The organism is Methanobrevibacter smithii ATCC 35061 (assembly GCF_000016525.1).
In the GTDB taxonomy this organism is placed as follows: Archaea; Methanobacteriota; Methanobacteria; order Methanobacteriales; family Methanobacteriaceae; genus Methanocatella; species Methanocatella smithii.
This window is the reverse complement of sequence record NC_009515.1, coordinates 1,222,267-1,245,786: the sequence shown is the minus strand read 5'-3', so window position 1 is coordinate 1,245,786 and position 23,520 is coordinate 1,222,267. Positions and strand designations below refer to the sequence as shown.

The window sequence follows — 23,520 nt, the reverse complement described above, 5'->3', positions numbered from 1 at the left end:
ATCTCTTGTAAGATATAACTTAAAACTTATTTCTAATAACTTAGAACTTATCATTTATAAGGAGAATTAATTAATGAGTGAAATAATAGCTGTAATGAATCAAAAAGGAGGCTGTGGAAAGACTACAACTGTAGTTAATACAGCAACTTCACTAGCTGTAATGGGTAAAAGTGTTTTGGTAATTGATATGGATCCTCAGGGTAATGCAACTACTAGCTTCGGTATTGATAAAACAAAATTAGAAAATACTATTTATGATGCAATTATTGGGGATGTAAGTGTTAAAAAAGTAACAATCCCTACATTTATCAAGAATTTATTCATTGTCCCAAGTAATATTTCATTAAGTGGAGCAGGGGTTGAATTAAGTAAAAAGGAAAATTATCACATTGTTTTAAAGGAAACACTTAAGGATTTACCTCCTTTATTTGACTATATCTTTATTGATTTACCTCCTTCTTTAGGTGTTATAACTGTTAATGCATTAGTTGCAGCTGACAGTGTTCTTATACCTATCCAAGCAGAGTATTATGCATTGGAAGGTGTGGCTGATTTGATTAATACTATTAACTTAGTTAAAAAGAGGCTTAGAACACCTGTTCCAATCAAAGGTATTCTTCTGACATTATATGATAAAAGAACAAGGCTCAGTAAGGATGTCTACAAGGAACTTAAAAATCATTTTGGAAGCACTAATCTGTTATTTAATACTGTGATTCCAAGAAATATCAGGTTAGCTGAAGCTCCAAGTTATGGTAAACCTTGTTTAATTTATGATTCTGAAAGTACAGGTACAAAAGCTTATCTAAGTTTAGCTAAAGAAATTATAGAACGTGATGGAGGTAATTAGATGGCTAAAAAATCAACAGGTTTAGGTAAAGGATTAGATTCTTTAATTCCTGATTTTTATGATGAGGATTTTGACAGTAATTCTGCAGTATCTTTAGAAGACATGTTAGGTGAAGATGAAAAACAGGAAGAATCTAACGAGGATGTTGTAGAAAATGTTGATGAAGATAATTATTCTAATGAAGAAATTGTAGAAGAAACTTCTGAAAATGATGAATCTAGCGAGAAAATTGTGGAGAAAATTTCTGAAAATGAAGAGTCCAGTGATAAAATTGTAGAAGATACAAAATCTTTTGATGATGATACTTGTGAAGAAGAGGAATCTAGTGAAGATATTGTAGATGATGAAAATATTCAAGAAAATATTGTAGAAGAAGATGAATCTAGTGAAAACCAACAAATAGATACTGTGGAAGATGATACTGATGAGGATATCAACCAAGAGGAAGCTGAAAATATTGAAACATCATCCGAAGACTTACCTGGCAGTGAAAGTGATGAAGAAAGCATACAAGATCAAAAAGAACAGGAAAAAATTTTAGAGAATGTGGCTGAAGTTAAAGAGATTGTTGATAAAAATCCAAGAATAACTTTATGGTCTTCACAATCTGCAGCAGTATTCAGGTATTTAAGAAAAACAGAACCTGAATTCAGTATTAGTAAAGAAGCTTCAGTTTTAATTGATGAAGCGGTTTCTAAAAAATATCCTGAGATTTGGGAATTATTCGAAGATATCTAAACTAGGCTGATATTCTCCATCTAATTTAATGTATTTTTCAGCCCTATTTACAGCTATTCCCAATCTTTTTAACTCTTCTTTTTTTGTAAACTTATATCTTTTTCTAATAGAAATTATTTTTTTAGCTGATTTTACACCAATACCTGGAACTCTTATCAGGTCAATAAATGGTGCATTATTAATTTCTACAGGAAATATATTCATATTACTTGCAGCTAAAATTTTAGGATCAATATTTAGGGATAATCTGTCATCATCTTCAAATACCAATTCTTTAAGTTTATAATTATAATCATTTAATAAACTGTCGGCATTGTAAAGTCTGCCTACTCTTTGGCTATTGCAGCTGTCTTTTTTTTCAAATTCAGTACCTTCAATCGGTGTAAATCCACTGTAATATGCACTGTGCAATTTGGAATTCTTGTATATTTTATCTATTCTATGTAGAATTTCCTTATCTGTTTCGTTATTTGCACCGATAATTAACTGTGTAGTGTGAGTAGAATTTGGATATGTTGTAGAACTGTTTTCAAGTGAATCTATCCAATGTAATCTTTTCAGTATATCTTTTTTATAATCCTTTGTAGATGACAGTTCAGCCAAACCGCTTGGTGTAGCGGCTTCAATATTAATACTGACTCTGTTGGCAAGCGCCATAGCTCTTTTAATGGAATCTTTTGATGCTCCCGGAACTATTTTTAGATGTATATAATCATCGTAACCGTAATCTTTTCTAAGACATCTGCAGGTTTCTATTGTTTTTTCCATTGTAGAATCTTCATTGTCTGCAATACCTGAACTTAAAAACAAACCGTTTACAAGACCTTTATTGTAGTAGGTCATAAAAGCTTTAGCTAGTTCTTCAGGTTTTAATTCTAATCTGGTGAAAGTTCTTTTGGATTGATTAATGCAGTATTTACAGTCATTTTTGCATTTATTTGTAAGCAGTGTTTTAAATAATGGTATTTGGCATCCATTATGGCCTGTAGCATGGTATATTCCAGGCAGATTTACTTGTGATGATTTTTGATGATTTACATAGTCGCATAAATCGTACTGAGCAGAGTCAGTTAAAACTTTCATCTTATGTAAAGTGGACATGGTTAATTATTATATATTAGTTATAATTAATGCTTTTGGCAAGCATATGAAAAATAAAAAATAAACCAGACTATTTATTTAATCTGGTTTTGATTGAGTCAACATGTGCAAATAATCCTTCATATTCAGCTATTGGGATGCATGTTGTTGATATTTTTTCCAAACCTTCCTGTGTGATTTTTTGAACTGTCGGTTTTTTAATAAATGATTCTGTAGACAATCCGGAATACATTTTAGCTCCTCCACCTGTTGGAAGTACATGGTTAGTTCCGGATCCATAATCTCCACATGCAACTGGAGAATATTTTCCTAAAAATATAGATCCTGCATTATTTATCTGACTTAATGTGCTTTCGTCATCTTTTGTCATAATAACTAAGTGTTCCGGAGCATATTCATTTGTAACATATACTGCATCTTCAAAGTTTTTAGTAAGGATAATTTTTCCGCTATTAGACAGAGCTTCTTTTATGATTTCAGCTCTTGGAGCATCTTCAGTTTTTTTATCTACAAATTCTAAAACATCTTCAGCTAAGTTTTCATCATCTGTTACAAAAAAGCAGGATGCTTTAGGGTCATGTTCTGCTTGTGATAATATGTCTGTAGCAATATATTCTGCATTAGCTGTTTTATCTGCAAGTATTAGCACTTCAGACGGTCCTGCCGGAAACTCGATGTCCACTTCTCCATACACTAATTTTTTAGCAGCGGTTACGAAAATGTTTCCAGGACCTACAATTTTTTCAACTTTAGGAATGCTTTCGGTACTATAAGCCATAGCTCCAATAGCCTGAGCCCCACCTACTTTATATATTTCATCGGCTCCGGCTAAATGAGCAGCTACTAAAATTGCATCACCTATTTTACCGTCTTTTTGTGGAGGTGAACAGCAGATAATTTTTTTAACTCCCGCTATTTTTGCAGGAATCACAGTCATTAGAATTGTAGAGGGGTAAGCTGCTCTTCCCCCTGGAATATAACAGCCAACACTGTTTATTGGTCTTACAATTTGTCCGGCAGTTATGCCTTCTCTAACTTCAATATTCCATTCTTCAGGAATTTCTTTTTTATGAAATTTTTCAATATTTGCAGCCGCTTTTTTCAGAGCTTCCAATAAATTGTCATCTAATGTATCATAAGCTTCTTTTATTTCTTCATCTGTAACTTTTAAATTATCTATTATGACTTTGTCGAATTTTTGTGTATAATCTTTTAAGGATTGATCTTTATTTTGTCTAACATTTTTTAAAATATCAGATACGGTGTCTAAAACATTGTTTACATCTTCTTCTGATCTTTTAACAGTTTGTGATAAATCAATATCCTCATATCTTAAAAGTTCCATCTAAATTACCTCAATATAGCTCCGGTATCTGCTGATTGAACAACTTTACTGTATATTGATAACCATCCATCAACATCTCTTTTTGGATTTTTTCTATTAGCTAATCTATTTGATATTTCTTCATCAGATAGTTCTACATTTATGAATCTGTTTTCAATATCAATTTCTATTATATCTCCATCTTCAATGGCTCCAATTGGACCGTCAGACATTGCTTCAGGTGATACATGTCCGATACATGGGCCTCTAGTTCCTCCTGAGAATCTTCCATCTGTAATGAGTCCTACATTTTTGATTTGCATACCTGCAAGTGCAGAGGTAGGATTTAACATTTCCCTCATTCCAGGACCGCCTTTAGGACCTTCATATCTGATTACTAAAATGTCTCCTTCTTCCACTTCGTGGTCAAATATAGCTTGAGTAACTTCTTCTTCACTGTTGAATACTTTAGCAGGTCCTTTGAGATGCATTAAATCTGGTGAAACTGCACCTTTTTTAACAACTGATCCATTAGGCGCAATATTTCCTTTTAATATAGCTATTCCCCCATCTTTATGTATAGGGTTATCTAATGGATGAATGACATCAGTATTTGTAACTTCAACATCTTTTATGTTTTCCCCTAATGTTTTTGTTGTAACAGTAATAGCAGATGTGTCGATTTTATCTCCAAGTGTTTTTAATACTCCTGGAATTCCTCCAGCTTTATGTAAATCCATCATTGTGTCTGTACCTGCTGGTGAAATTAGACAAATATGGGGAACTACTCTGCTGATTTTGTCAAATAAATCAAGAGTAACTTCAACATCTTCAACTTCATTAGCTATTGCTGGAATATGAAGTGCTGTATTGCTTGATCCTCCAAGAGCCATGTCTACTGTAATTGCGTTGTTAAATGCTTCCTGTGTTAAAATATCAGAAGGTTTTAAGTCAGCTTCTACTAATTTTATAATTTGTTTTCCTGAATTGTAAGCCATTTTTTCATTTGCCTTATCTGCTGCATGTGTTGTAGCACAAAACGGCAGGGACAATCCGAGAGTTTCTGTTACGCATGCCATGGTATTTGCAGTAAATAATCCTGAGCAGCTGCCTGCACCGGGGCAGGCGCATTTTTCAATTTCGTAGACTTCTTCTTCAGATATTTTACCAGCAGATTCCTGACCGACAGCTTCAAATACTGTAATTAAATCTGCATTTTTACCTTTGTATTGTCCTGCTGCCATTGGTCCTCCGGTAACTACGATTGTAGGAACATCCACTCTGGCAGCTCCCATAAGCATACCTGGAACTACTTTATCACAGCTGGGCATAAGCACTAATCCGTCAAAGCTATGTCCTTTAGCCATACTTTCAACAGTGGCAGCTATGATTTCTCTGGAAGGAAGTGAGTATTTCATTCCTTCATGATTCATACTGATTCCATCACAAATAGCCATAGTGTTAAATTCAAATGGAATACCACCAGCAGCTATTATTCCTTCTTTTACAAATTCAACAAGTTCTCTAAGATGAATATGTCCGGGAACAATTTCTGTGAAACTGTTAGCTATTCCAATAAAAGGTTTATCAAAATCATTATCTCCAAGACCGCATGCCCTAAGTAAAGACCTATGTGGTGCTCTTTGAATTCCTTTTTTAATATTGTCACTTTTCATCTAATCACACAATTTAGTCTTTAATATTTTAATATATAATATTTAATAATAAATAAAAGCTATGTTGATTATTTTAAAAAGAAAATATTTAATCTGTTTAGTTGCTTATGATTTAATAAAGTTCACTAGGTTAATTAAGCATATATTTTTTTAATATTCTTTTTTATCAGTTATTAAATAATTTTAAATGATAACTTTTAATAAGTAATCTTTTCAGAGCTTTTATTTTCATTGTCTTATAAAAAATAGATTTTTGCTTGTTAATCAAATACTTTATTAAATATAAAAATTAAATTTCTTAATATAATGAAAAATTAATTTTATTATAATTATTTTTTTAAAAAACCTAGAGGTGAACCAATGCAAGGTTTATTAAATGAATGGAGAAGAACAAATTATACTAAAAATGTCACTCCTGATTTAACTGGACAAGATGTCATCGTCATGGGTTGGGTACATGAAATCCGTGATTTAGGTGGAATCATCTTTGTTATTATTAGAGATAGAGAAGGTAAGGTACAAATTACCGCACCAAGTAAAAAAGTAGATGCAGAAATACTTGAAGATATTAGGAAACTTAGAAAAGAATCCGTTGTAGCTATTAAAGGTACAGTTCAGGAAGCTAACCAAGCACCTACTGGTGTTGAAATTATTCCTAAAGAAATTAATCTTTTAAACTTAGCTAATCAGCCACTTCCTATGGATCCTACTGATAAAGTTAAAGCTGAAATTGATACCAGGTTAGACTCCAGATTCATTGATTTAAGAAGGGATAATGTCAGTGCTATTTTTAAAATTAAAAATAGAATGTTCCATACTATAAGGGATTTCTTCTATGAAAATGGATTTATGGAAATTAACACTCCAAAACTTGTAGCTTCTGCTACTGAAGGAGGAACTGAACTTTTCCCAATTACATATTTCGAAAAAGAAGCATTCTTAGGTCAGTCTCCACAATTATACAAACAGATGATGATGTCTAGTGGAATGGATAAAGTATTTGAAATCGGTCAAATTTTCAGAGCTGAAGAACATGATACTTTAAGACACTTAAATGAAGCTGTTTCTATTGATGCGGAAGCTTCTTTTATGGACGATATTGATGTAATGAAAATACTTAATAATATGCTTGAACAAGTTATCATTGACATTAATGAAGACTGTAAAGAAGAATTAAATATATTAGAACATGAAATGCCTGTTCCTGACGGTCCTTTCCCTGTTGTAACTTATGATGAAGCAGTTGATATTGTAAACTCCAGAGATGTTGAAATGAGCTGGGGTGAAGATTTATCCCGTGCAGGTGAAAAAGCATTAGGTGATGTAATGGGAGGATTCTACTTCTTAACTGAATGGCCTTCTGAAATTAAACCATTTTACGTAATGCCTAATTCCAAAGACCCTACTAAAGCACATGCATTTGATTTGATGTATAATAACTTGGAATTATCCTCTGGTGCTACTCGTGTACACCAATATGATGTTTTAGTAAAACAAATTGAAGAAAAAGGATTAAATGTAGCTTCATTTGGCAGCTACTTAAAAGCTTTCGAATATGGTATGCCTCCTCATGCTGGTTGGGGTGTAGGTGCTGACAGATTAGCTATGGTACTTACAGGTGTTGAAAATATTCGTGAAACAGTTCTCTTCCCAAGAGACAGACACAGATTAACTCCTTAAATTTTGATTAATATGGAAGAATTTGATATAGCTATAATTGGCGGAGGTCCTGCAGGAATAATGGCTGCAATTGCTGCTTCTGCAGATTTGAATGTTGTATTGCTTGAAAAAAACTCATCTTTGGGCAGCAAACTTCTTATTACTGGAGGGGGCAGATGCAATATAACTAATGAAAAGCCAATTAAAAAGCTATTAAATTCTTTTCATGATAAAAACTTTTTAAAACACTCTTTTTACACTTTTACAAATGAAATGCTACTGGACTTATTTAGAAACAGAGGTCTGGATTTTATAGTTGAAGATAATAATAGGGTATTTCCTGAAACAGAGAAATCTCAGGATATATTGGCTATTTTAAAATATTACTTAAAAGATATAACTATAAAATACAATTATGAAGTTTCAGATATTAAAAAAGAAGATAATTTTATAATAAATAATGATATAATTGCTGAAAAAGTCATAATAGCTACTGGTGGAGCTACATTTCCAAAAACAGGTTCAACTGGAGACGGATATTATCTGACGGATAATCCGGTTACAGATATTAAATATGGACTAGTTCCATTAATAACTAAAAAAGACCTGTCAGACATTGCAGGAATTACATTATATGATGTTGTTATAAAATATAAAACCTTTAAAATTAAAGGCAATGTTTTAATAAGTCATGTAGGTTTAACAGGGCCGGGAATTTTAAATATAAGTAGTGAAATTTCCAGAAATACTGATTATAATATTTTGGATAATGGGGATATTGAATTAGATGAAGTGTTGTCTGTTGATTTGTGTCCTGATGTTAATCAGGAAGAATTAAGAGTTAAATTTACCAATGATTTTCAGGATAAGGGAAAAACATTTATTAAAAACTATTTAAAATACTTTTTAACTAATAATTTCATTAAATTCTTTTTGGAACATCTTGAGATTGACGGGGAAACTCAGTTAAGCAGAATTAATAAAAAACAAAAAAATAAGTTAATTGAAGCTTTAAAAAATTTCAAATTTGAAATCTCCGGTTTTAATAAAGATTTAAGCCATGTTACTTTAGGTGGAATAAATATTGAAAATATTAATCCTAAAACTATGGAATCAACAATAACTGATGATTTATATTTTGCTGGTGAGGTTTTAGAACCTGTTGGTCCTACTGGCGGTTATAATCTTAAAATTGCATTTTCTACAGGATATTTGGCAGGTTTGTCTGCATCTAAAGAATAAACTTTTTTTTAATAATCTGATTTTTAAAATTATAAATATATTAACATTATATATTAGTACTATGAAAAATCAGATGTTTATGGGTGCATCAACTAAACAAGGTTATGATATAGCTACTAAAAGTAGGGAAATTATTCGCGGCCTTATTGGTGATGACATTAAAGATTTGGCTCCTGCTGAGAGAGATATTGTTGAACGTATTGTTCACTCTACAGCTGATCCAGAATATGCTAAACTTGTACATATGAGTGCTGATTTTGTTGAAGCAGCTATGACTTCTTTAAGAAATAAAGAAACAATTTTAACTGATATTAATATGGTTAAATATGGTATAACTCAATATGAGGGAGAAGTTGAATGTTTTATTAAAAATGAGGAAGTTAAAAAAATAGCTAAAGAAAATCAAATTACAAGAGCGGCTGCTGCTATGAGGTATGCTGCAAGAAATGATTTTGAAGGAATTGTTGTTTCTGGTAATGCTCCAACAGCTGTTTTTGAAGCTATGGATTTATATGAAAAAGGTGAAATGAACCTTAAGGCTATTGTTGGAGTTCCTGTTGGTTTTGTAGGTGCTGCAGATTCAAAAGAAGCTTTAAGAAATTCAAATATTCCAAATATTATTGTTGAAGGCCCTAAAGGTGGAACACCAATAGCTGTGGCTTGTGTAAACTCTTTAATTCAAAATTTATAATGTGATAATATGTTTTCCAAAGATTTATTCCAAGAATCCAAAAAATTCATTCCTGGGGGAGTTAGCTCTCCAGTTCGTGCATTTGAACCATATCCATTTTTTGTTAAAAAAGCTAGCGGTTCAAAAATATATGATGTTGATGGAAATAAGTATATTGACCACTGTTTGGCTTATGGTCCTTTAATACTTGGTCATGCTGATCCTAAAGTAGTTAGGGAAGTGTCCAATCAGTTAACAATCGGGTCTGCTTATGGTACTCCAACTGAAAATGAAATCATTTTAGCAAAAGAAGTTGTTGACAGAATACCTAGTGCTGAAATGGTAAGATTTGTAAATAGTGGTGGAGAAGCTACTATGAGTGCTATAAGATTAGCCCGTGGTTTTACAGGTAAAGATAAAATTATTAAATTTGACGGTGCGTATCATGGTGCTCATGATTATACATTAGTTAAAGGAGAACCTGGTAAATCTTGTGTTCCAGATACTAAAGGAATTCCTCTTGATACAGCTAAAAATACCTATTCTGTACCTTTCAATGATGAAGAAGCTTTAAGTGATTTGATCCAAAAAGATGGTGATAACATAGCTTGTCTTATTATGGAGGTAGTTATGGGTAACATTGGTTGTATTGAACCTAAAAAAGGATTTTTGGAATTTGTAAGAAAAATTACTGAAGAAAATAATATTTTATTAATATTTGATGAAGTTATAACTGGTTTCAGATTAGCTAGAGGTGGAGCTCAGGAATATTATGGTGTAACTCCTGATTTAACTACAATGGGTAAAATTGTAGGTGGAGGTTTGCCTATGGGTGCCTTTGCAGGTAAAAAAGAAATAATGGAATTAATAGCACCTAATGGACCAGTTTATCAGGCTGGTACTTTCAGCGGTAATCCAATATCTGTTCAGGCAGGAATATCTACATTAAAACAGTTGGATAATCAGTTCTACAAAGATTTGGAAAGAAAAGGAAACTTTTTAAGAAGCAATATTCAGTCAATTATTGATGAACAGGGGTATAATATTACTCCTGTGGGCTGCGGATCAATGTTCCAGATATATTTCAACCCTGCTCCAGTTTATAATAATGACGATGCCCATAATTCTGATGCAAAAAGATTCTTGAGATACTTTAGAGCATTATTAAAAGAAGGGGTTTTCATTCCTCCAAGTCAATTTGAATGTAACTTTATTTCAAGTGCTCACAGTATGGAGGACTTAACACAAACTGCAGAAGCTATTGAAGTAGCTTTGGAAGTGGCTTTTAAGAAAAAAGGATAGTGTCATCTATTTGACATTATTTTTTAATTTATTTTATCAACAATTTAACCATCAATCCATATGTTTAAAAATATTTTATAAGATTTAGCTAAATTATTTATAATTATTAATATATATTTAATTATTAAGGTGTTAGCGTGACAGATTATAAAGAAATCATATCTTACATCGTTATTCTTGCAGTAGTTTTAATAGCTGCCCAACACTTAAATGTAGTTGTCTCAGGAAGTATGGAACCTGTTTTCTATAGGGGAGATATTGTAGCTGTTGAAAAAGCTGATTTTTTAGGAATTCATGAATTTGATCCTAGTGATGTTCGGGTAGGAGACATTGTTGTTTACGATGCAACATGGTATAATGAACCTGTAATTCATAGGGTAATTAATATTACACAAATAAATGGAACAACGTATTATATGATTAAAGGAGACCATAACAGTCATCCTGACCCATATTATGCAACAGCAGATCAAATAAATGAAAGGGTATTGACTTGGGATGGCCATCCTATTGTTATTCCATATATTGGAAATATTTCTCTTTGGTTAAGAGGTTTGTAATTTAAAGGTGAGTTAATGTATTTTGAGATAGAAAAACAAGCAATTGATGCTATAAGTGATGCTTTAGACAAGTTTGAAGTAGATAATACTTTAGAAAATTTTCAGGTTGAAGATGAAAAGAATTTTAGATTAGAATTTCCACCAAATCCGGACATGGGAGATTTAGCTAGTACTATTGCATTTTCACTTGCTAAAAAATTAAGGAAAGCTCCTAATCTTATAGCTTCTGAAATTGTAGAAAAACTTGAAATTCCTGAAATATTTGAAAAAGTGGAAGCTATTGGCCCATATGTCAATTTCTTTATTGATTACTCAAATTTTTCTAAAAAGCTTTTAGAGTATGTCGGAAAAGATTATGGTCATCTTCCAAAGGCAGATGAAAAAATAATATTGGAACACACTTCAGCTAATCCTAACGGTCCATTGCACATTGGGCATGTAAGGAATTCTATTTTTGGTGATTCCTTAAATCGTCTTTTAAAAGTAGCTGGTAGGGAAGTTGAAACTCAGTATTATGTAAATGATATGGGAAGACAGATAGCTATTATTGTATTTGGAATTACCGAACTTGGTTTGAAAATTGAAGATCAGGAAGGAGATAAAATCGACCATAAGATTGGAAGATTATATTTCAAAGCTAATCAAAAATTAAACGAAGATGAAAGTTTAGTTTCACATGTAGATAATTTGATTGAAAGATATGAAGGTGGAGCAGAACCTGAATTAAATAAAATATTCGAAGAAGTAGTTGAAAGTTGTCTTTTAGGAATTAAGGAAACACTTCATAGAATCAATATAAACCACGATGATTTTGTATGGGAAGGTCAGTTTGTAAGAAGTGGTGAAGTGGATGACATGATTAAATACTTTGACCATGAAGGATTTGTCTCATATGGTGATGTAACTTATATTGATTTAACCTGCTTCCAAATTGAAAAAGAATTTGTACTTAGAAGGTCTGACGGCACTTCACTTTACTCAACAAGAGATTTAGCTTATCACAGATACAAAGCTACTCAGGGGGATGTGGTTTTAGATATTTTAGGTTCAGACCATAAATTAGCAGCTCAACAGATTAATGTAATCTTTAAAGAGATTTTAAGAGAAATTCCTCCTGAAGTTATATTCTATGAATTTATTACACTTCCTTCAGGATCCATGTCTACAAGAAAAGGAGTATTTGTTTCAGTTGATGAATTGGTTGATGAAGCTGTAAAAAGAGCAGCTGATGAAATTAAATCCAGAAACCCTGATTTAACTGATGAAGAAATTAAACCGATGGCTGAAGATATTGGTGTTGGAGCTATCAGGTTCTTTATAGCTAAATTATCTCCTGAAAAACACTTAACCTTTAAATGGGATGAAGCATTAAGCTTTGAGCGAGGATGTGCTTCTATTCAATATGCTCATGCAAGAGCATGCAAATTACTTAAAAAATCCGGTAAGGATGTATCTTCTTTAGCTGTATCTGATGACTGGGTTCCTAATGAAAATGAAAAAGATTTAATTAGGACAATAGCTAAGTTCCCACAGGTTATTGAAGACTGTGCTAACAAAAAAAGGATTCACAATATTACACAATACTGTCAGGATTTGGCTGGTGCATTTAATAAATTCTATAAAGCTGAACAAGTTATTGGTTCAGATGTAGAAGATACAAGACTTGTTTTAGTTGATAGGGCTAAAACTACTTTAAAAAATGCTTTAGATATTTTAGGAGTTCCAGCTCCTCAAAAAATGTAAATGAGTTGTAAAAACTCATTTTTCTTCTCTTTTTACTATAGTTGAATATATTTTTTTAAGTGTGGTTTTAAATTCTTCAAACTCTTTTTCACTTAAATTTTCACTACAAATTTTATCCCACTGTTCATCGTAGTCCATAACTTCTTTAGCTATTTTGGCACCTTTGGGAGTAACTTTGACATAATTTTTTCTTTTGTTTTCATAGTCGGGGTGTTTTTCAATATATTCTTTTTCTTCTAGTTTGTTTAGTGCTCGTGTTATGGTACTTTCATTAAGTTGGAATATTTTAGCTAGATTTTGCTGTGTTGACGGCCCCTCATCATATAATCTTATTAAAATTGGGTACTGTCCAAAACTTAAATTATAATCTTTCATATTATGATTTAAAAAAATTCCATACTTTCTGTGTATTGTTGAAATAAATGGGATTGTTGGAACATTTTCTTCGTCTTCAAGCCCCATGTTTTTGACCTCCAATTAGACGTTTAACATAGATTTCAATGATTATATATGCGATTATAGAACCAATAAAGCCTCCTGCAAGCATTCCAATATATACTCCTATTTCTCCAAGACCTAATGGGAATGCAAACAAACATGCAAAGAGTAAAACTAAAATAAACTCTCTCATAATTGTTAGACCAAGTGAAACAGTTCCTTTTCCAAGTCCCTGAAATACATTTGCCGCTGTTGCTCCAAATGGTACAAACAATACAAATAAACACATTAACTGTAGGAATTTTGTTATTAGTGGGGCTAATTGGCTACTGTTTGATGAATATGAAAATATATATGCAATTTGTCCCGCAAAGACATGGATTAAAATACATGTTATTAATGAAACTATAAATCCTAGTTTCACTGCATATCTGACAGTTGTTTTAATTTTATCGTAATTACGGGCACCATAAGATACTCCTGCTACTGTAACTGCTGCGGTTCCTACTCCTACTGCAGGAATGATTCCTACAGAGATGATTCTCCAACCTGCTGTATATACTGCAACAGCTGTGGTTCCTGCGACTACTGTCAATAAGAAATTAACTATAATTGCAAGTATAGCCATGATTAACTGTTCTAAACTGGCTGGAATTCCTACTGCTAAAATATCTGCATACATTTTCATGTTATTTTTAAAGTTTTTAAGGCTGTATGAAAGATAAGTGTTCTTTTTAACATAAATCCAGTAAATTTGCATTAAAAGTCCAATAAGTCCGGCTATTCCTGTTGCCATAGCGGCTCCTGCTAGACCTTGATTTAATCCGTAAATAAATATTGGATCCAATATCATGTTTGCAATAGCAGTAACTGCAAGGGGAAGTGTTGCTCTGTTTACATCTCCTTCTGCTCTAAATATTCCTCCGATGATTGCAGGTATTACTAATGAAAAAGTCCAGATAAACAGTACTACTCCATATTCTTTACAATAATTTAATACTTCACTTGCTCCCATAATTTTTAATATAGGGTCTAATATTGCAATGAAAAGCACCATAAAACCTATTGAAATAATTATACTTAATATTAATGAATGTGCTGTTGCACTGTCTGCTCCTTTTTTATCTTTAGCTCCTATAAACCTTGAAATAAGGGAGTTTGCTCCGGCCCCTATACCGTTTCCCACCCCTACTAAAATCATAAATAATGGGGTAATATAACCTATTGCAGCTAGAGGGTCTGAACCCAAACCTGCGACCCATACACTGTCTATAATATTATTTAACATTACTAGAAGTAGACTTCCAATAATTGGGTAAGCTAATTTGTTTATTGCCTTTTTAGGGTCTCCTCTTAATATTTCTACATTTGAATTTCCTGACATTTTCCACCTCAATTCTTGCATGTGCAAGTATTACTCTTGCATATGCAATTGTTAGTATTTAAATGTTGTGGTAGCTGGTAATACTTACTGGGTATTCTAAAATATGATAAAAATTATAAGTTAAACCCCATTTTTTTGTAAATTTCATGTTAAACAAAGAATAAATAAACGATTTAAAAACTATTTTGATAAAAATAAACTTGATAAAAAGAGCATTGGTGGATTAATTAATTTAAAAAATTAAAAAAATCATACAAATTTTTGAAAGAGCCGTTTAATAAATATTTCAATACATAAAAGCCCTACAGCAGACCCGATAGCATTACCGATAATTAATCCGTAATAAACACCACGAACTCCTAATGATAAGCTGATTCCAAGTATGAATGTAAATATAATCACTAAAATAGCTTCTCTTTGCATTGTTAAAAGAAAACTTGTTATTCCCTTACCCATTCCCTGGAATGCATAACTCGCTGTTGCACCGAAAGCTACTGGAATTATAAATAGCCATACAAAATTTAAGATGTAGCTGATTGTTGGAGCAAGTGAACTGCTGTTTGCCGAATATGAAAAGAGAAATGCAATTTGGTTGGAAAATACAATAAATATCAGTGAAGTTACAATTGAAAATATAAGTCCTAATTTAATTGAATATCTTGTAGCTATTTTGATATTTTTAAAATTACGTGCTCCGTAAGCTATTCCAACAACTGTAATGGTTGAAGTTGCAATTCCTATAGTAGGCATTATTGCAATGCTTATTAATCTCATTACAATTGTATAGGTAGCTACAGCCGATGTTCCTCCAACTATTTCAAAGATTAAATTAACTGCAATTGCAACAACTGCCATTAGAAGTTCTTCAAGCCCTGCGGGAATTCCTACATTTAAAATTTCTTTATACATCCCCCAATTGATTTTAAAGTTTTTAAATGTATATTTGAAGTATGTGTCTTTTTTAATAAACATCCAATAAAGAATTATCAGCAGTTCAATAAAAATACTAATTAATGTAGCTATCGCCGCACCAGTTATTCCTAAATTTAAAGTATAAATAAAAATAGGGTCTAAAATCATGTTTAGAATAGCTGAAATACACATTGGAAGGGTTGCTCTTTTAATATCTCCTTCAGCTCTGAATATTCCTGCATAAGCTACCGGAAGTATTGTAACTATTGAAAATATAAATAATGGTCTTCCGTAATCAATTGCATAGTTAAATACTTCCTTCGCACCCATGATATAAAGTGTCGGTTCTAGAATTACTACAAAAATAACTGTAACTATTATGGAAACAATAATACCTAAAACTATTGACTGGATAGCTGCTTCGTTTGCTTTTAACTGATTTTTGCTTCCGACATATCGGGAAATTAATGAATTTACACCTGCACCAATACCTGTTCCAATTCCTGCTAAAATAAGAAATAATGGAGTTACAAAACCGATTGCAGCTAGTGGTCTGGGACCTAATCCAGCAACCCAAATACTATCTATAAGATTATTGCTCATTATAAGAAGCATACTTATTATAATGGGATAAGCCAGTTTTTTAACAGCTTTTTTAGGGTCGCCAGTAATATCTTTCATATTATTGTTTAGTTCCATTCGATTTCCCCTTAAAATATAGGTAATATATTTTAATGTCAATTTATATAAATCTATAATATATTAAGAAATTGGTGAATTATTATGAAGGTCTTAGTAGTTGGAACTGGTGCTCGTGAACATGCAATAGCAGATGCACTTAAAGATGATGTTGAGTTATATTGTTATATGAGCAAAGTAAATCCTGGTATTTCAAAAATAGCTGAATTTGCACAGGGTGATGAAGGGGAAATAGAAAAAGTAGCCAAGTTTGCTGTTGATAACAATATTGACATAGCATTTATTGGTCCTGAAGCTCCTTTAGGTAAAGGAATTGTTGATGAACTTGAAAAAAATGGAATTAGCTGTGTCGGACCGTCTCAAAGTGCAGCCAGAATAGAAACTGACAAATCTTTCATGAGAAAATTATTTGAAGATTATGATATTGAGGGATCTCTTGTTTACAAAGTATTTGACAATTATGATGATGTTAGTGCATTTTTAGATGACTTTGACAGGGATGTTGTAGTAAAACCTGTAGGTTTAACTGGTGGAAAAGGAGTTAAAATCGTAGGCGACCACTTAAAAGATAATCAGGAAGCTAAAGAATATTCCAAAGAAGTAATTGATAATGCAATGGGTGGTTTTACTCAGGTTATTATTGAAGAAAGGTTAATTGGTGAAGAATTTACTATTCAGGCTTTTTGTGATGGAACTCACCTTGCACCAATGCCTGCAGCACAGGATCATCCTCATGCTTTTGAAGGAGATGTAGGTGCAATTACTGGTGGAATGGGTTCTTACTCTGATAAAGGAGGATTATTACCATTTTTATCTCAGGATGATTATGATGAAGCAGTAAAAATAATGGAAGCTACATTGAAAGCTATTGCAAAAGAAGCAGAACCATATAAAGGTATTCTTTATGGTCAATTTATGTTAACTGCAGATGGGCCTAAATTAATAGAATATAATGCAAGATTTGGAGATCCTGAAGCTATGAATGTTTTACCATTACTTAAAACTCCATTAGCTGATGTATGTCAGGCTATTGTTGACGGTAATTTAGATAAAGTGGAATTCAATGACAAAGCTAGCGTATGTAAATATATAGTTCCTGACGGATATCCTGAAACTTCTCATGCAGGCGAAACTATTGAAGTGGATGAAAAAACTATTGAAGATTTAGGAGCTAAAGTATTCTATGCAGCAGTAGGTCTTGAAGATGACGAAATTCACCTTTCAGGTTCTAGAGCATTAGGTATTGTAGCTAGTGGAGACAGTATTGAAGAAGCTGAAAAAATAGCTGAAAAAGCATGTGCTTGTATAAAAGGTAATGTATATCACAGAAGTGATGTGGGAACTACTGACCTTGTTAATAAAAGAGTAGAACACATGAAAGAAATCTTAAATTAAATTTTAGGATTATTATTTTTAAAAAATAGGTAAAAAAGATTTTTAAATTCTTTTTTAATCCTTTTTTTAAAACTTTAGCTTTATTTTTCAGGATTAAACCTTAAAAATCATTTTAGCTTTATAATATGCTTTTATTTCTGTTTGTTATATTAAATGGTATAGAAAACTTTAATATATAATAATTATATATATTTTATTTTGTTAAGATTAAAGAAGGGTTAAACTATGAGCAATTTATTGTCTGTTTGTGACATCAAAGATGAAGTACTGGATATTTTAGAATTAGCTAAAAATTTCAAAGAAGGAAAAATGGAAGAAAAACCTTTAGCAGGTAAATCATTAGCTATGATATTTCAAAAATCATCTACAAGGACTAGGGTATCTTTTGATGTAGGTATGTATCAGTTAGGTGGTCAGGCATTGTTTTTATCCTCTTCAGAATTACAAATGGGTAGAGGAGAACCTATTCCGGATACTGCAAAAGTTTTAAGTCGTTTTGTAGATGGAATAATGATACGTGCTATTGAACATGATGATGTTGTGGAATTAGCTAAATATTCTGATGTTCCGGTTATCAGTGGTTTAACTAACTTGGAACACCCTTGCCAAGCTTTAGCTGATATGTTAACTATTCAGGAACATTTGGGTAAATTGGAAGGCAAAAAACTTTGTTTTGTTGGTGATGGAAACAATGTATGTAATTCTTTGCTTTTAATGGCACCTCTTGTTGGAATGGACATGTCTGTAGCATGCCCTGAAGGTTATGAACCTAACGAAGACATTGTTAATATGGCTAAAAAATTAGCAGAAGAACATAACAAGGAAATTACTATTAGTTCTGATTTAAAAGTCGCTCTTGATAATGTGGATGTAGTCTATACTGATGTTTGGGTAAGTATGGGTGATGAAAAAGAAGCAGAACAAAGACAAAAAGATTTTGCACCTTATCAAGTTAATTCTAATTTAATGAGTTTAGCTAATGATGGGGCTATTTTTATGCATTGCTTACCGGCTATTCGTGGTCAGGAAGTTAGTGGTGAAGTTATTGATGGTCCTCAATCAGTGGTCTTTGATGAAGCTGAAAACAGACTTCATGCACAAAAAGCAGTTCTTTATCACTTTTTAAAATAACTTTTTTTCAAATTTTAATTTTCATTATTTTTTCTTAAAAAACTAAGATACTTTTATATATTTTCATTAATAAACTTTAATCATTAAATAAAAAAAATTAAGGTTTTTATAATGAGAGGCGGAGAAGCAATAATTGAATCCCTAAAAAGAATGGGGGTAAATACAATCTTTGGTTATCCTGGAGGACAAACCATACCGTTTTATGACATGTTATATGATGCAGACATGGATCATATATTGGTTAGACATGAACAGTGTGCAGCTCATGCAGCAGATGGATTTGCAAGAGCTTCTGGTAAAGTGGGTGTGTGTTTGGCTACTTCTGGCCCTGGTGCAACTAATCTTGTAACCGGTATTGCTACTGCTTATATGGATTCTTCTCCAATCATAGCTATTACTGGTCAAGTACCAACACATTTAATAGGTAATGACGCTTTTCAAGAAGCTGATATTATAGGAATTACTATGCCTATTACTAAACACAGTTTCCAGCCAAAAGATCCTAATTTAATACCTTCCATTGTTAAAACAAGCTTTGAAATAGCTGAAAGTGGAAGGCCGGGTCCGGTTTTAATTGATGTTCCAAAAGAAATTCAGGAAGGAGAATTGGATTCTTTTGATGATTCATTAATTTCAACACCAGGTTATAATCCAACTTTAAAAGGAAACATTAAACAAGTTAGAAAAGCCCGTGATTTAATAAGGGAATCTAAAAAACCGATTATCCTTGCAGGTGCAGGAGTTATATTAGCTAATGCTTCACAGGAGTTGAAAGAATTATCTTACTTAATTAATGCTCCGGTCATGACATCATTACTTGGTAAAGGAGCTATTGATGAAACAGATGATATGGCATTGGGCATGCTTGGAATGCATGGAAGAAAAGTAGCTAATGATTCAATAAATGAAAGTGACTTGATTATAGCTGTAGGTATAAGATTTTCAGACAGGGCAACAGGAAGATTAGACAGTTTTGCACCTAATTCTAAAATTATCCATATAGACATTGATCCTGCTGAAATAGGTAAAAATGTAGATGTTGATTTGCCTATTGTAGGGGATGCTAAAAATGTTTTATCTTCATTAAATAATGTTTTAAAAGATTATGAAAGTAACGAAGATGCAAAAAAATGGGTTAAACTTCTTATAGAACGTAAAAAAGAATGTTTCCCTAGAGTTACTTATGATGATATTCCATTAAAACCACAAAGTGTTATCCGAGAAATCAGTGAAGTTTTAACTCCTGATTCTATTTTAACAACTGATGTAGGTCAAAATCAAATGTGGGCGGCTCATTTCTATGATACTCAAAAGCCACGTAAATTCATATCTTCCGGGGGTTTGGGAACTATGGGATTCGGATTGCCTGCAGCTATTGGAGCTAAAGTAGCATGTCCTGAAGATCCTGTTGTATCCATTAATGGTGACGGAGGATTTTTAATGGTTTGTCAGGAGTTAGCTACTATTAAAGATTATGATATTCCTGTTATTGCAGTTGTTTTAGAAAATAGAACTCTTGGAATGGTTTATCAATGGCAAAACTTATTATATAATGGAAGATATTCTGAAACTAAATTAGGAACAAGTCCTGATTTTGTTAAATTAGCTGAAAGTTTTGGAGTTAATGCAACCAGAATTACAAAACCTGGAGAAACTAAAGAGGCATTAAAATCAGCTATTAAGGATAATGAACCTATTTTGCTTGATGTTATAATTGATAAAGATGAAACTTTACCGATGGTGCCGCCAGGTGCAGCTATTGATGAAATGATTGGTGAATATAAACTTGAAAAAGATGTATAGGTGAGTTAAATGGCTTTAGAATATCATGTTATAAATGCATTAGTTGAAGATAAGCCGGGAGTATTGCAAAAAGTTGCTGGCCTATTTACAAGAAGAGGTTTTAACATTGATAGTATTACAGTTGGAGAATCTGAAGTTGAAGGATTGGCCCGTATGATTATCACTGTTAAAGCAGATCAAAAATTATTGGAGCAAGTTACAAAACAACTGAATAAGCTTGTAGATGTTATTAAAATAAAAGATATCACTGAAAATGCTGTTAAAAGAGAGTTATGTCTAGTTAAAGTTAATATTCCAAATGAAAAAGCTAGAGCAGAAATAATGCAGTATGTAAACATCTTTAGAGCTAAAATTGTAGATGTTTGTGAAGAAGCTTTAATTATTGAAATTACAGGTGACATTGAAAAGATAGATGCATTCCTATCCCTTTTAAAAGGATATGGTATTAAAAAGATTTCACGTACTGGTCTTACTGCAATGTCCCGTGGATTTCGTTCATGATGATCCTTAATGAAATTTTGGAGAATAATAAGAAATTTGTAGATGAATTTGTAGGTGAGGAATTATCCCACCATCCCCAAAAAAAGTTAGCTATCTTAACTTGTATGGATTGTAGATTAACTGGATTTTTAGAACCAGCGCTTGGTATTGGAAGGGGTGATGCTAAGATAATCAAAAATGCAGGAAATACAATTGTAGGTGAAGATGCTATTCGTTCAATAGCTGCTGCAATTTTCTCACTTGGTGCTGAAGAAGTTTTGGTTATTGGCCACACCGAATGTGGAATGGCAGGTTCTGACCCTGATAAATTAAGAAATGCTATGATTGAGAGGGGAATCCCTCAAGAAGAAATTGACAAAGTTGATTTAAAATCTTGGATTGGCGGATTTGAAGATGAAGAGGAAAATGTTATAGACACAGTTGAAAAAATTAGAAATCATCCTCTTATTCCAGATGTACCAATTCATGGTCTTATGATGGACATTGTTACAGGTAAATTAGATGTTGTAGTAGATGATAGATAATTATCGTCTACTTTTTTCTATTTTTAGGTATTTTAATTAAATATTTCACATCTAAAGCAATTTTTTAAGGTATTATCAATTTTTCTTTTGTTTAAACAGAAATTATATATATTATTGGCTACTAATTAATAAGCAAAGCCAAAGGGGTTTGCTTATACTTTCTTATAATTCAAGTATGAGAAAATAGTCTTATCTAGACAATGTTGTTATTAAGGGGATTATAGGTATGAACTTATAATCTAACAACATTTTTATAATTTTAATCTTATTTTAATAATTTATTATTTTTTTATAAATCGTAATGGTAATGTTTTTGAATTTGATTTATTTTGAGAATTAACTTGGAAAAAATGATTAGACTGTGCTAAATAAGGGTTTCAGCAAAGATAAAAAGCCAAAAATAATTCTCTTATTCTATAATAGTTATTATAATATTTTTTCAAGAATCATAATTATGAAAAAACATATAATTATTGGAATTATAGAAAAATACTCATAATTCAAGATGGATTCCTCCTTCTTATTTAGTAGGAGGTATATGATATAATTTTATTATTCATATTTAATTGTCCTCATCTAGATGGAGTTCAGTCTATATTTTTAAAATATAGTTGTATTTTAACTTATATAAATTTAAACGTATTTTAACCAGTTAAAATTACTTTTAATTGAGATATTGTTCTTATAATTTAAAATTAACCTGATTGAGAAATATTGATGTTAAATCAATAAGTTTTGTATAAAATAATAATTTTTCTTAACATTAGTTACTTTTATAAGTAGAAAAAATAATATATACTACTTGATATTTGAAGTACTTTAAATATCTCACATTTATCAATTATATAGGAGAAGTTAAAATGAAAATGTATTACGAATCAGATGTAAATACTGATGCTCTTGAAGGTAAAACCGTAGCTGTAATGGGTTATGGAAGCCAAGGTAGAGCACAATCTAGAAACATGGCTGACAGTGGTGTCAATGTTATTGTTGGACTTAGAGAAAATGGTAATTCTTGGAATTTAGCTAAAGAAGATGGTATGACTGTAAAAACCTTCTCTGATGCAGCTAAAGAAGCAGATATCATCCATATTTTACTTCCTGATGAAATCCAAGAAAAAGTTTACAATGAACAAATTGCACCTTATGTTGAAGCTGGAAATACCATTTCCTTCTCTCACGGATATAACATTCACTTTGGATTAATCAAACCTGATGAAGATGTTAATATTGTAATGTTTGCTCCTAAAGGACCAGGTTCTAGAGTAAGAACTACTTACTTAGACGGTTTTGGAATTCCTGGATTAGTAGCTATTGAACAAGACGCTACTGGAGATGCATTACAACTTGCATTAGGTATGGCAAAAGCTTGTGGTTTCACTAAAGCTGGTGTAATTGAAACTACTTTTAAAGAAGAAACTGAAACTGATTTATTTGGTGAACAAGCTGTTTTATGTGGTGGACTTACTGCATTAATTAATGCTGGTTTCCAAACTTTAGTAGAAGCTGGTTACCAACCTGAAATTGCTTACTTTGAAACCTGTCACGAAGTAAAACTTATTGTTGATGATATTTATGAACATGGTTTCGGCGGAATGTGGAAAGATGTAAGTAATACTGCAGAATATGGTGGATTAACCAGAAGGGACTATGTCATAACTGAAGAAACTAAAAAAGGTATGAAAAAAGTTTTATCTGAAATTCAAGATGGTACTTTCAAAAAACAATTTGCTGATGAAAATGCAACTGATGCAGCAAACTTAAAAGAAATGAGGGCTGCTGAAGACCAAGAAACTATTGAAGTTGTTGGAGAAAGACTCAGAAAAGCTTGTGGATTACAAAAAGATGATTAAATAATTTAATCATTA

20 protein-coding genes are annotated in these 23,520 nt (G+C 31.9%); 14 read left to right on the top strand and 6 right to left on the bottom strand.

Annotation, left to right across the window (positions count from 1 at the left end; translation table 11 throughout):
* Positions 1 to 73 precede the first annotated feature (73 nt).
* Together MSM_RS06270 and MSM_RS06265 are read left to right on the top strand one after the other, a co-directional pair.
* On the top strand, positions 74 to 850 hold the full coding sequence (locus MSM_RS06270; RefSeq protein ID WP_011954380.1) for a ParA family protein: 777 nt from the start codon (positions 74 to 76) through the stop codon (positions 848 to 850).
* The gene (locus tag MSM_RS06265; RefSeq protein ID WP_011954379.1) at positions 851 to 1,588 is read left to right on the top strand and encodes a hypothetical protein; all 738 of its coding nucleotides are present in this window, start codon (positions 851 to 853) and stop codon (positions 1,586 to 1,588) included.
* Here MSM_RS06265 and MSM_RS06260 read toward each other — a convergent pair.
* The 3 genes from MSM_RS06260 to ilvD all read right to left on the bottom strand — a co-directional run bounded on the left by MSM_RS06260 (position 1,571) and on the right by ilvD (position 5,689).
* Complete coding sequence (locus MSM_RS06260) at positions 1,571 to 2,689, bottom strand: radical SAM protein (RefSeq protein WP_011954378.1); 1,119 nt, start codon at positions 2,687 to 2,689, stop codon at positions 1,571 to 1,573. The two genes, MSM_RS06265 and MSM_RS06260, sit on opposite strands and share 18 nt — an antisense overlap.
* 70 nt (positions 2,690 to 2,759) lie before the next feature.
* A complete protein-coding gene (gene hisD, locus MSM_RS06255; RefSeq protein WP_011954377.1) occupies positions 2,760 to 4,034 on the bottom strand; it encodes a histidinol dehydrogenase in 1,275 nt (424 codons plus the stop codon).
* Positions 4,035 to 4,039: 5 nt separating this feature from the next.
* Entirely contained in the window at positions 4,040 to 5,689 is a 1,650-nt protein-coding gene (gene ilvD / locus MSM_RS06250; protein WP_011954376.1) for a dihydroxy-acid dehydratase, read from the bottom strand.
* Positions 5,690 to 6,049: 360 nt separating this feature from the next.
* On the opposite strand from ilvD, the gene aspS reads away from it, so the two are divergent.
* The 6 genes from aspS (at position 6,050) to argS (ending at position 12,865) form a co-directional block, all read left to right on the top strand.
* Complete coding sequence (gene aspS / locus MSM_RS06245; RefSeq protein ID WP_011954375.1) at positions 6,050 to 7,369, top strand: aspartate--tRNA(Asn) ligase; 1,320 nt, start codon at positions 6,050 to 6,052, stop codon at positions 7,367 to 7,369.
* A 12-nt stretch (positions 7,370 to 7,381) separates the two neighbouring features.
* On the top strand, positions 7,382 to 8,590 hold the full coding sequence (locus MSM_RS06240; RefSeq protein WP_011954374.1) for a BaiN/RdsA family NAD(P)/FAD-dependent oxidoreductase: 1,209 nt from the start codon (positions 7,382 to 7,384) through the stop codon (positions 8,588 to 8,590).
* A gap of 61 nt (positions 8,591 to 8,651) precedes the next feature.
* On the top strand, positions 8,652 to 9,281 hold the full coding sequence (locus MSM_RS06235) for a cobalt-precorrin-8 methylmutase (RefSeq protein WP_004036101.1): 630 nt from the start codon (positions 8,652 to 8,654) through the stop codon (positions 9,279 to 9,281).
* A 9-nt stretch (positions 9,282 to 9,290) separates the two neighbouring features.
* A complete protein-coding gene (gene hemL, locus MSM_RS06230) occupies positions 9,291 to 10,562 on the top strand; it encodes a glutamate-1-semialdehyde 2,1-aminomutase (protein ID WP_011954373.1) in 1,272 nt (423 codons plus the stop codon).
* A 137-nt stretch (positions 10,563 to 10,699) separates the two neighbouring features.
* Positions 10,700 to 11,122, top strand: a complete 423-nt coding sequence (locus tag MSM_RS06225) for a signal peptidase I (RefSeq protein ID WP_011954372.1) — start codon at positions 10,700 to 10,702, stop codon at positions 11,120 to 11,122.
* Between the two features lie 15 nt (positions 11,123 to 11,137).
* Positions 11,138 to 12,865 carry an arginine--tRNA ligase gene (gene argS / locus MSM_RS06220; RefSeq protein ID WP_011954371.1) on the top strand — a complete coding sequence of 576 codons (1,728 nt, stop codon included), beginning with the start codon at positions 11,138 to 11,140 and terminating at the stop codon, positions 12,863 to 12,865.
* 15 nt (positions 12,866 to 12,880) lie between these two features.
* Here the strand turns inward: argS and MSM_RS06215 are convergent, their stop codons facing one another.
* From MSM_RS06215 to MSM_RS06205, 3 genes are all read right to left on the bottom strand, one after another.
* Positions 12,881 to 13,327: a MarR family winged helix-turn-helix transcriptional regulator gene (locus MSM_RS06215; RefSeq protein ID WP_004036094.1), complete on the bottom strand. Its 447-nt coding sequence runs from the start codon at positions 13,325 to 13,327 to the stop codon at positions 12,881 to 12,883.
* Positions 13,317 to 14,687 (bottom strand): MATE family efflux transporter, encoded by a 1,371-nt coding sequence (locus tag MSM_RS06210; RefSeq protein WP_048058626.1) that lies wholly within the window; start codon positions 14,685 to 14,687, stop codon positions 13,317 to 13,319. Before MSM_RS06210 ends, MSM_RS06215 begins: the two co-directional genes overlap by 11 nt.
* Positions 14,688 to 14,936: 249 nt before the next feature.
* Complete coding sequence (locus MSM_RS06205) at positions 14,937 to 16,298, bottom strand: MATE family efflux transporter (RefSeq protein ID WP_011954369.1); 1,362 nt, start codon at positions 16,296 to 16,298, stop codon at positions 14,937 to 14,939.
* 84 nt (positions 16,299 to 16,382) lie between these two features.
* Here MSM_RS06205 and purD point away from each other — a divergent pair, with 84 nt between their 5' ends.
* The 6 genes from purD to ilvC all read left to right on the top strand — a co-directional run bounded on the left by purD (position 16,383) and on the right by ilvC (position 23,505).
* The gene (gene purD / locus MSM_RS06200; protein WP_004032704.1) at positions 16,383 to 17,693 is read left to right on the top strand and encodes a phosphoribosylamine--glycine ligase; all 1,311 of its coding nucleotides are present in this window, start codon (positions 16,383 to 16,385) and stop codon (positions 17,691 to 17,693) included.
* A 225-nt stretch (positions 17,694 to 17,918) separates the two neighbouring features.
* On the top strand, positions 17,919 to 18,824 hold the full coding sequence (gene argF, locus MSM_RS06195) for an ornithine carbamoyltransferase (protein ID WP_004032705.1): 906 nt from the start codon (positions 17,919 to 17,921) through the stop codon (positions 18,822 to 18,824).
* Between the two features lie 111 nt (positions 18,825 to 18,935).
* Positions 18,936 to 20,627: an acetolactate synthase large subunit gene (locus MSM_RS06190; RefSeq protein WP_004036079.1), complete on the top strand. Its 1,692-nt coding sequence runs from the start codon at positions 18,936 to 18,938 to the stop codon at positions 20,625 to 20,627.
* Between the two features lie 9 nt (positions 20,628 to 20,636).
* A complete protein-coding gene (gene ilvN / locus MSM_RS06185; RefSeq protein WP_004032708.1) occupies positions 20,637 to 21,128 on the top strand; it encodes an acetolactate synthase small subunit in 492 nt (163 codons plus the stop codon).
* Positions 21,125 to 21,652 carry a beta-class carbonic anhydrase gene (locus tag MSM_RS06180; RefSeq protein ID WP_011954368.1) on the top strand — a complete coding sequence of 176 codons (528 nt, stop codon included), beginning with the start codon at positions 21,125 to 21,127 and terminating at the stop codon, positions 21,650 to 21,652. The genes ilvN and MSM_RS06180 overlap by 4 nt, the downstream gene beginning before the upstream one ends.
* 860 nt (positions 21,653 to 22,512) lie before the next feature.
* Positions 22,513 to 23,505, top strand: a complete 993-nt coding sequence (gene ilvC, locus MSM_RS06175; RefSeq protein WP_004032710.1) for a ketol-acid reductoisomerase — start codon at positions 22,513 to 22,515, stop codon at positions 23,503 to 23,505.
* Positions 23,506 to 23,520: the final 15 nt, after the last annotated feature.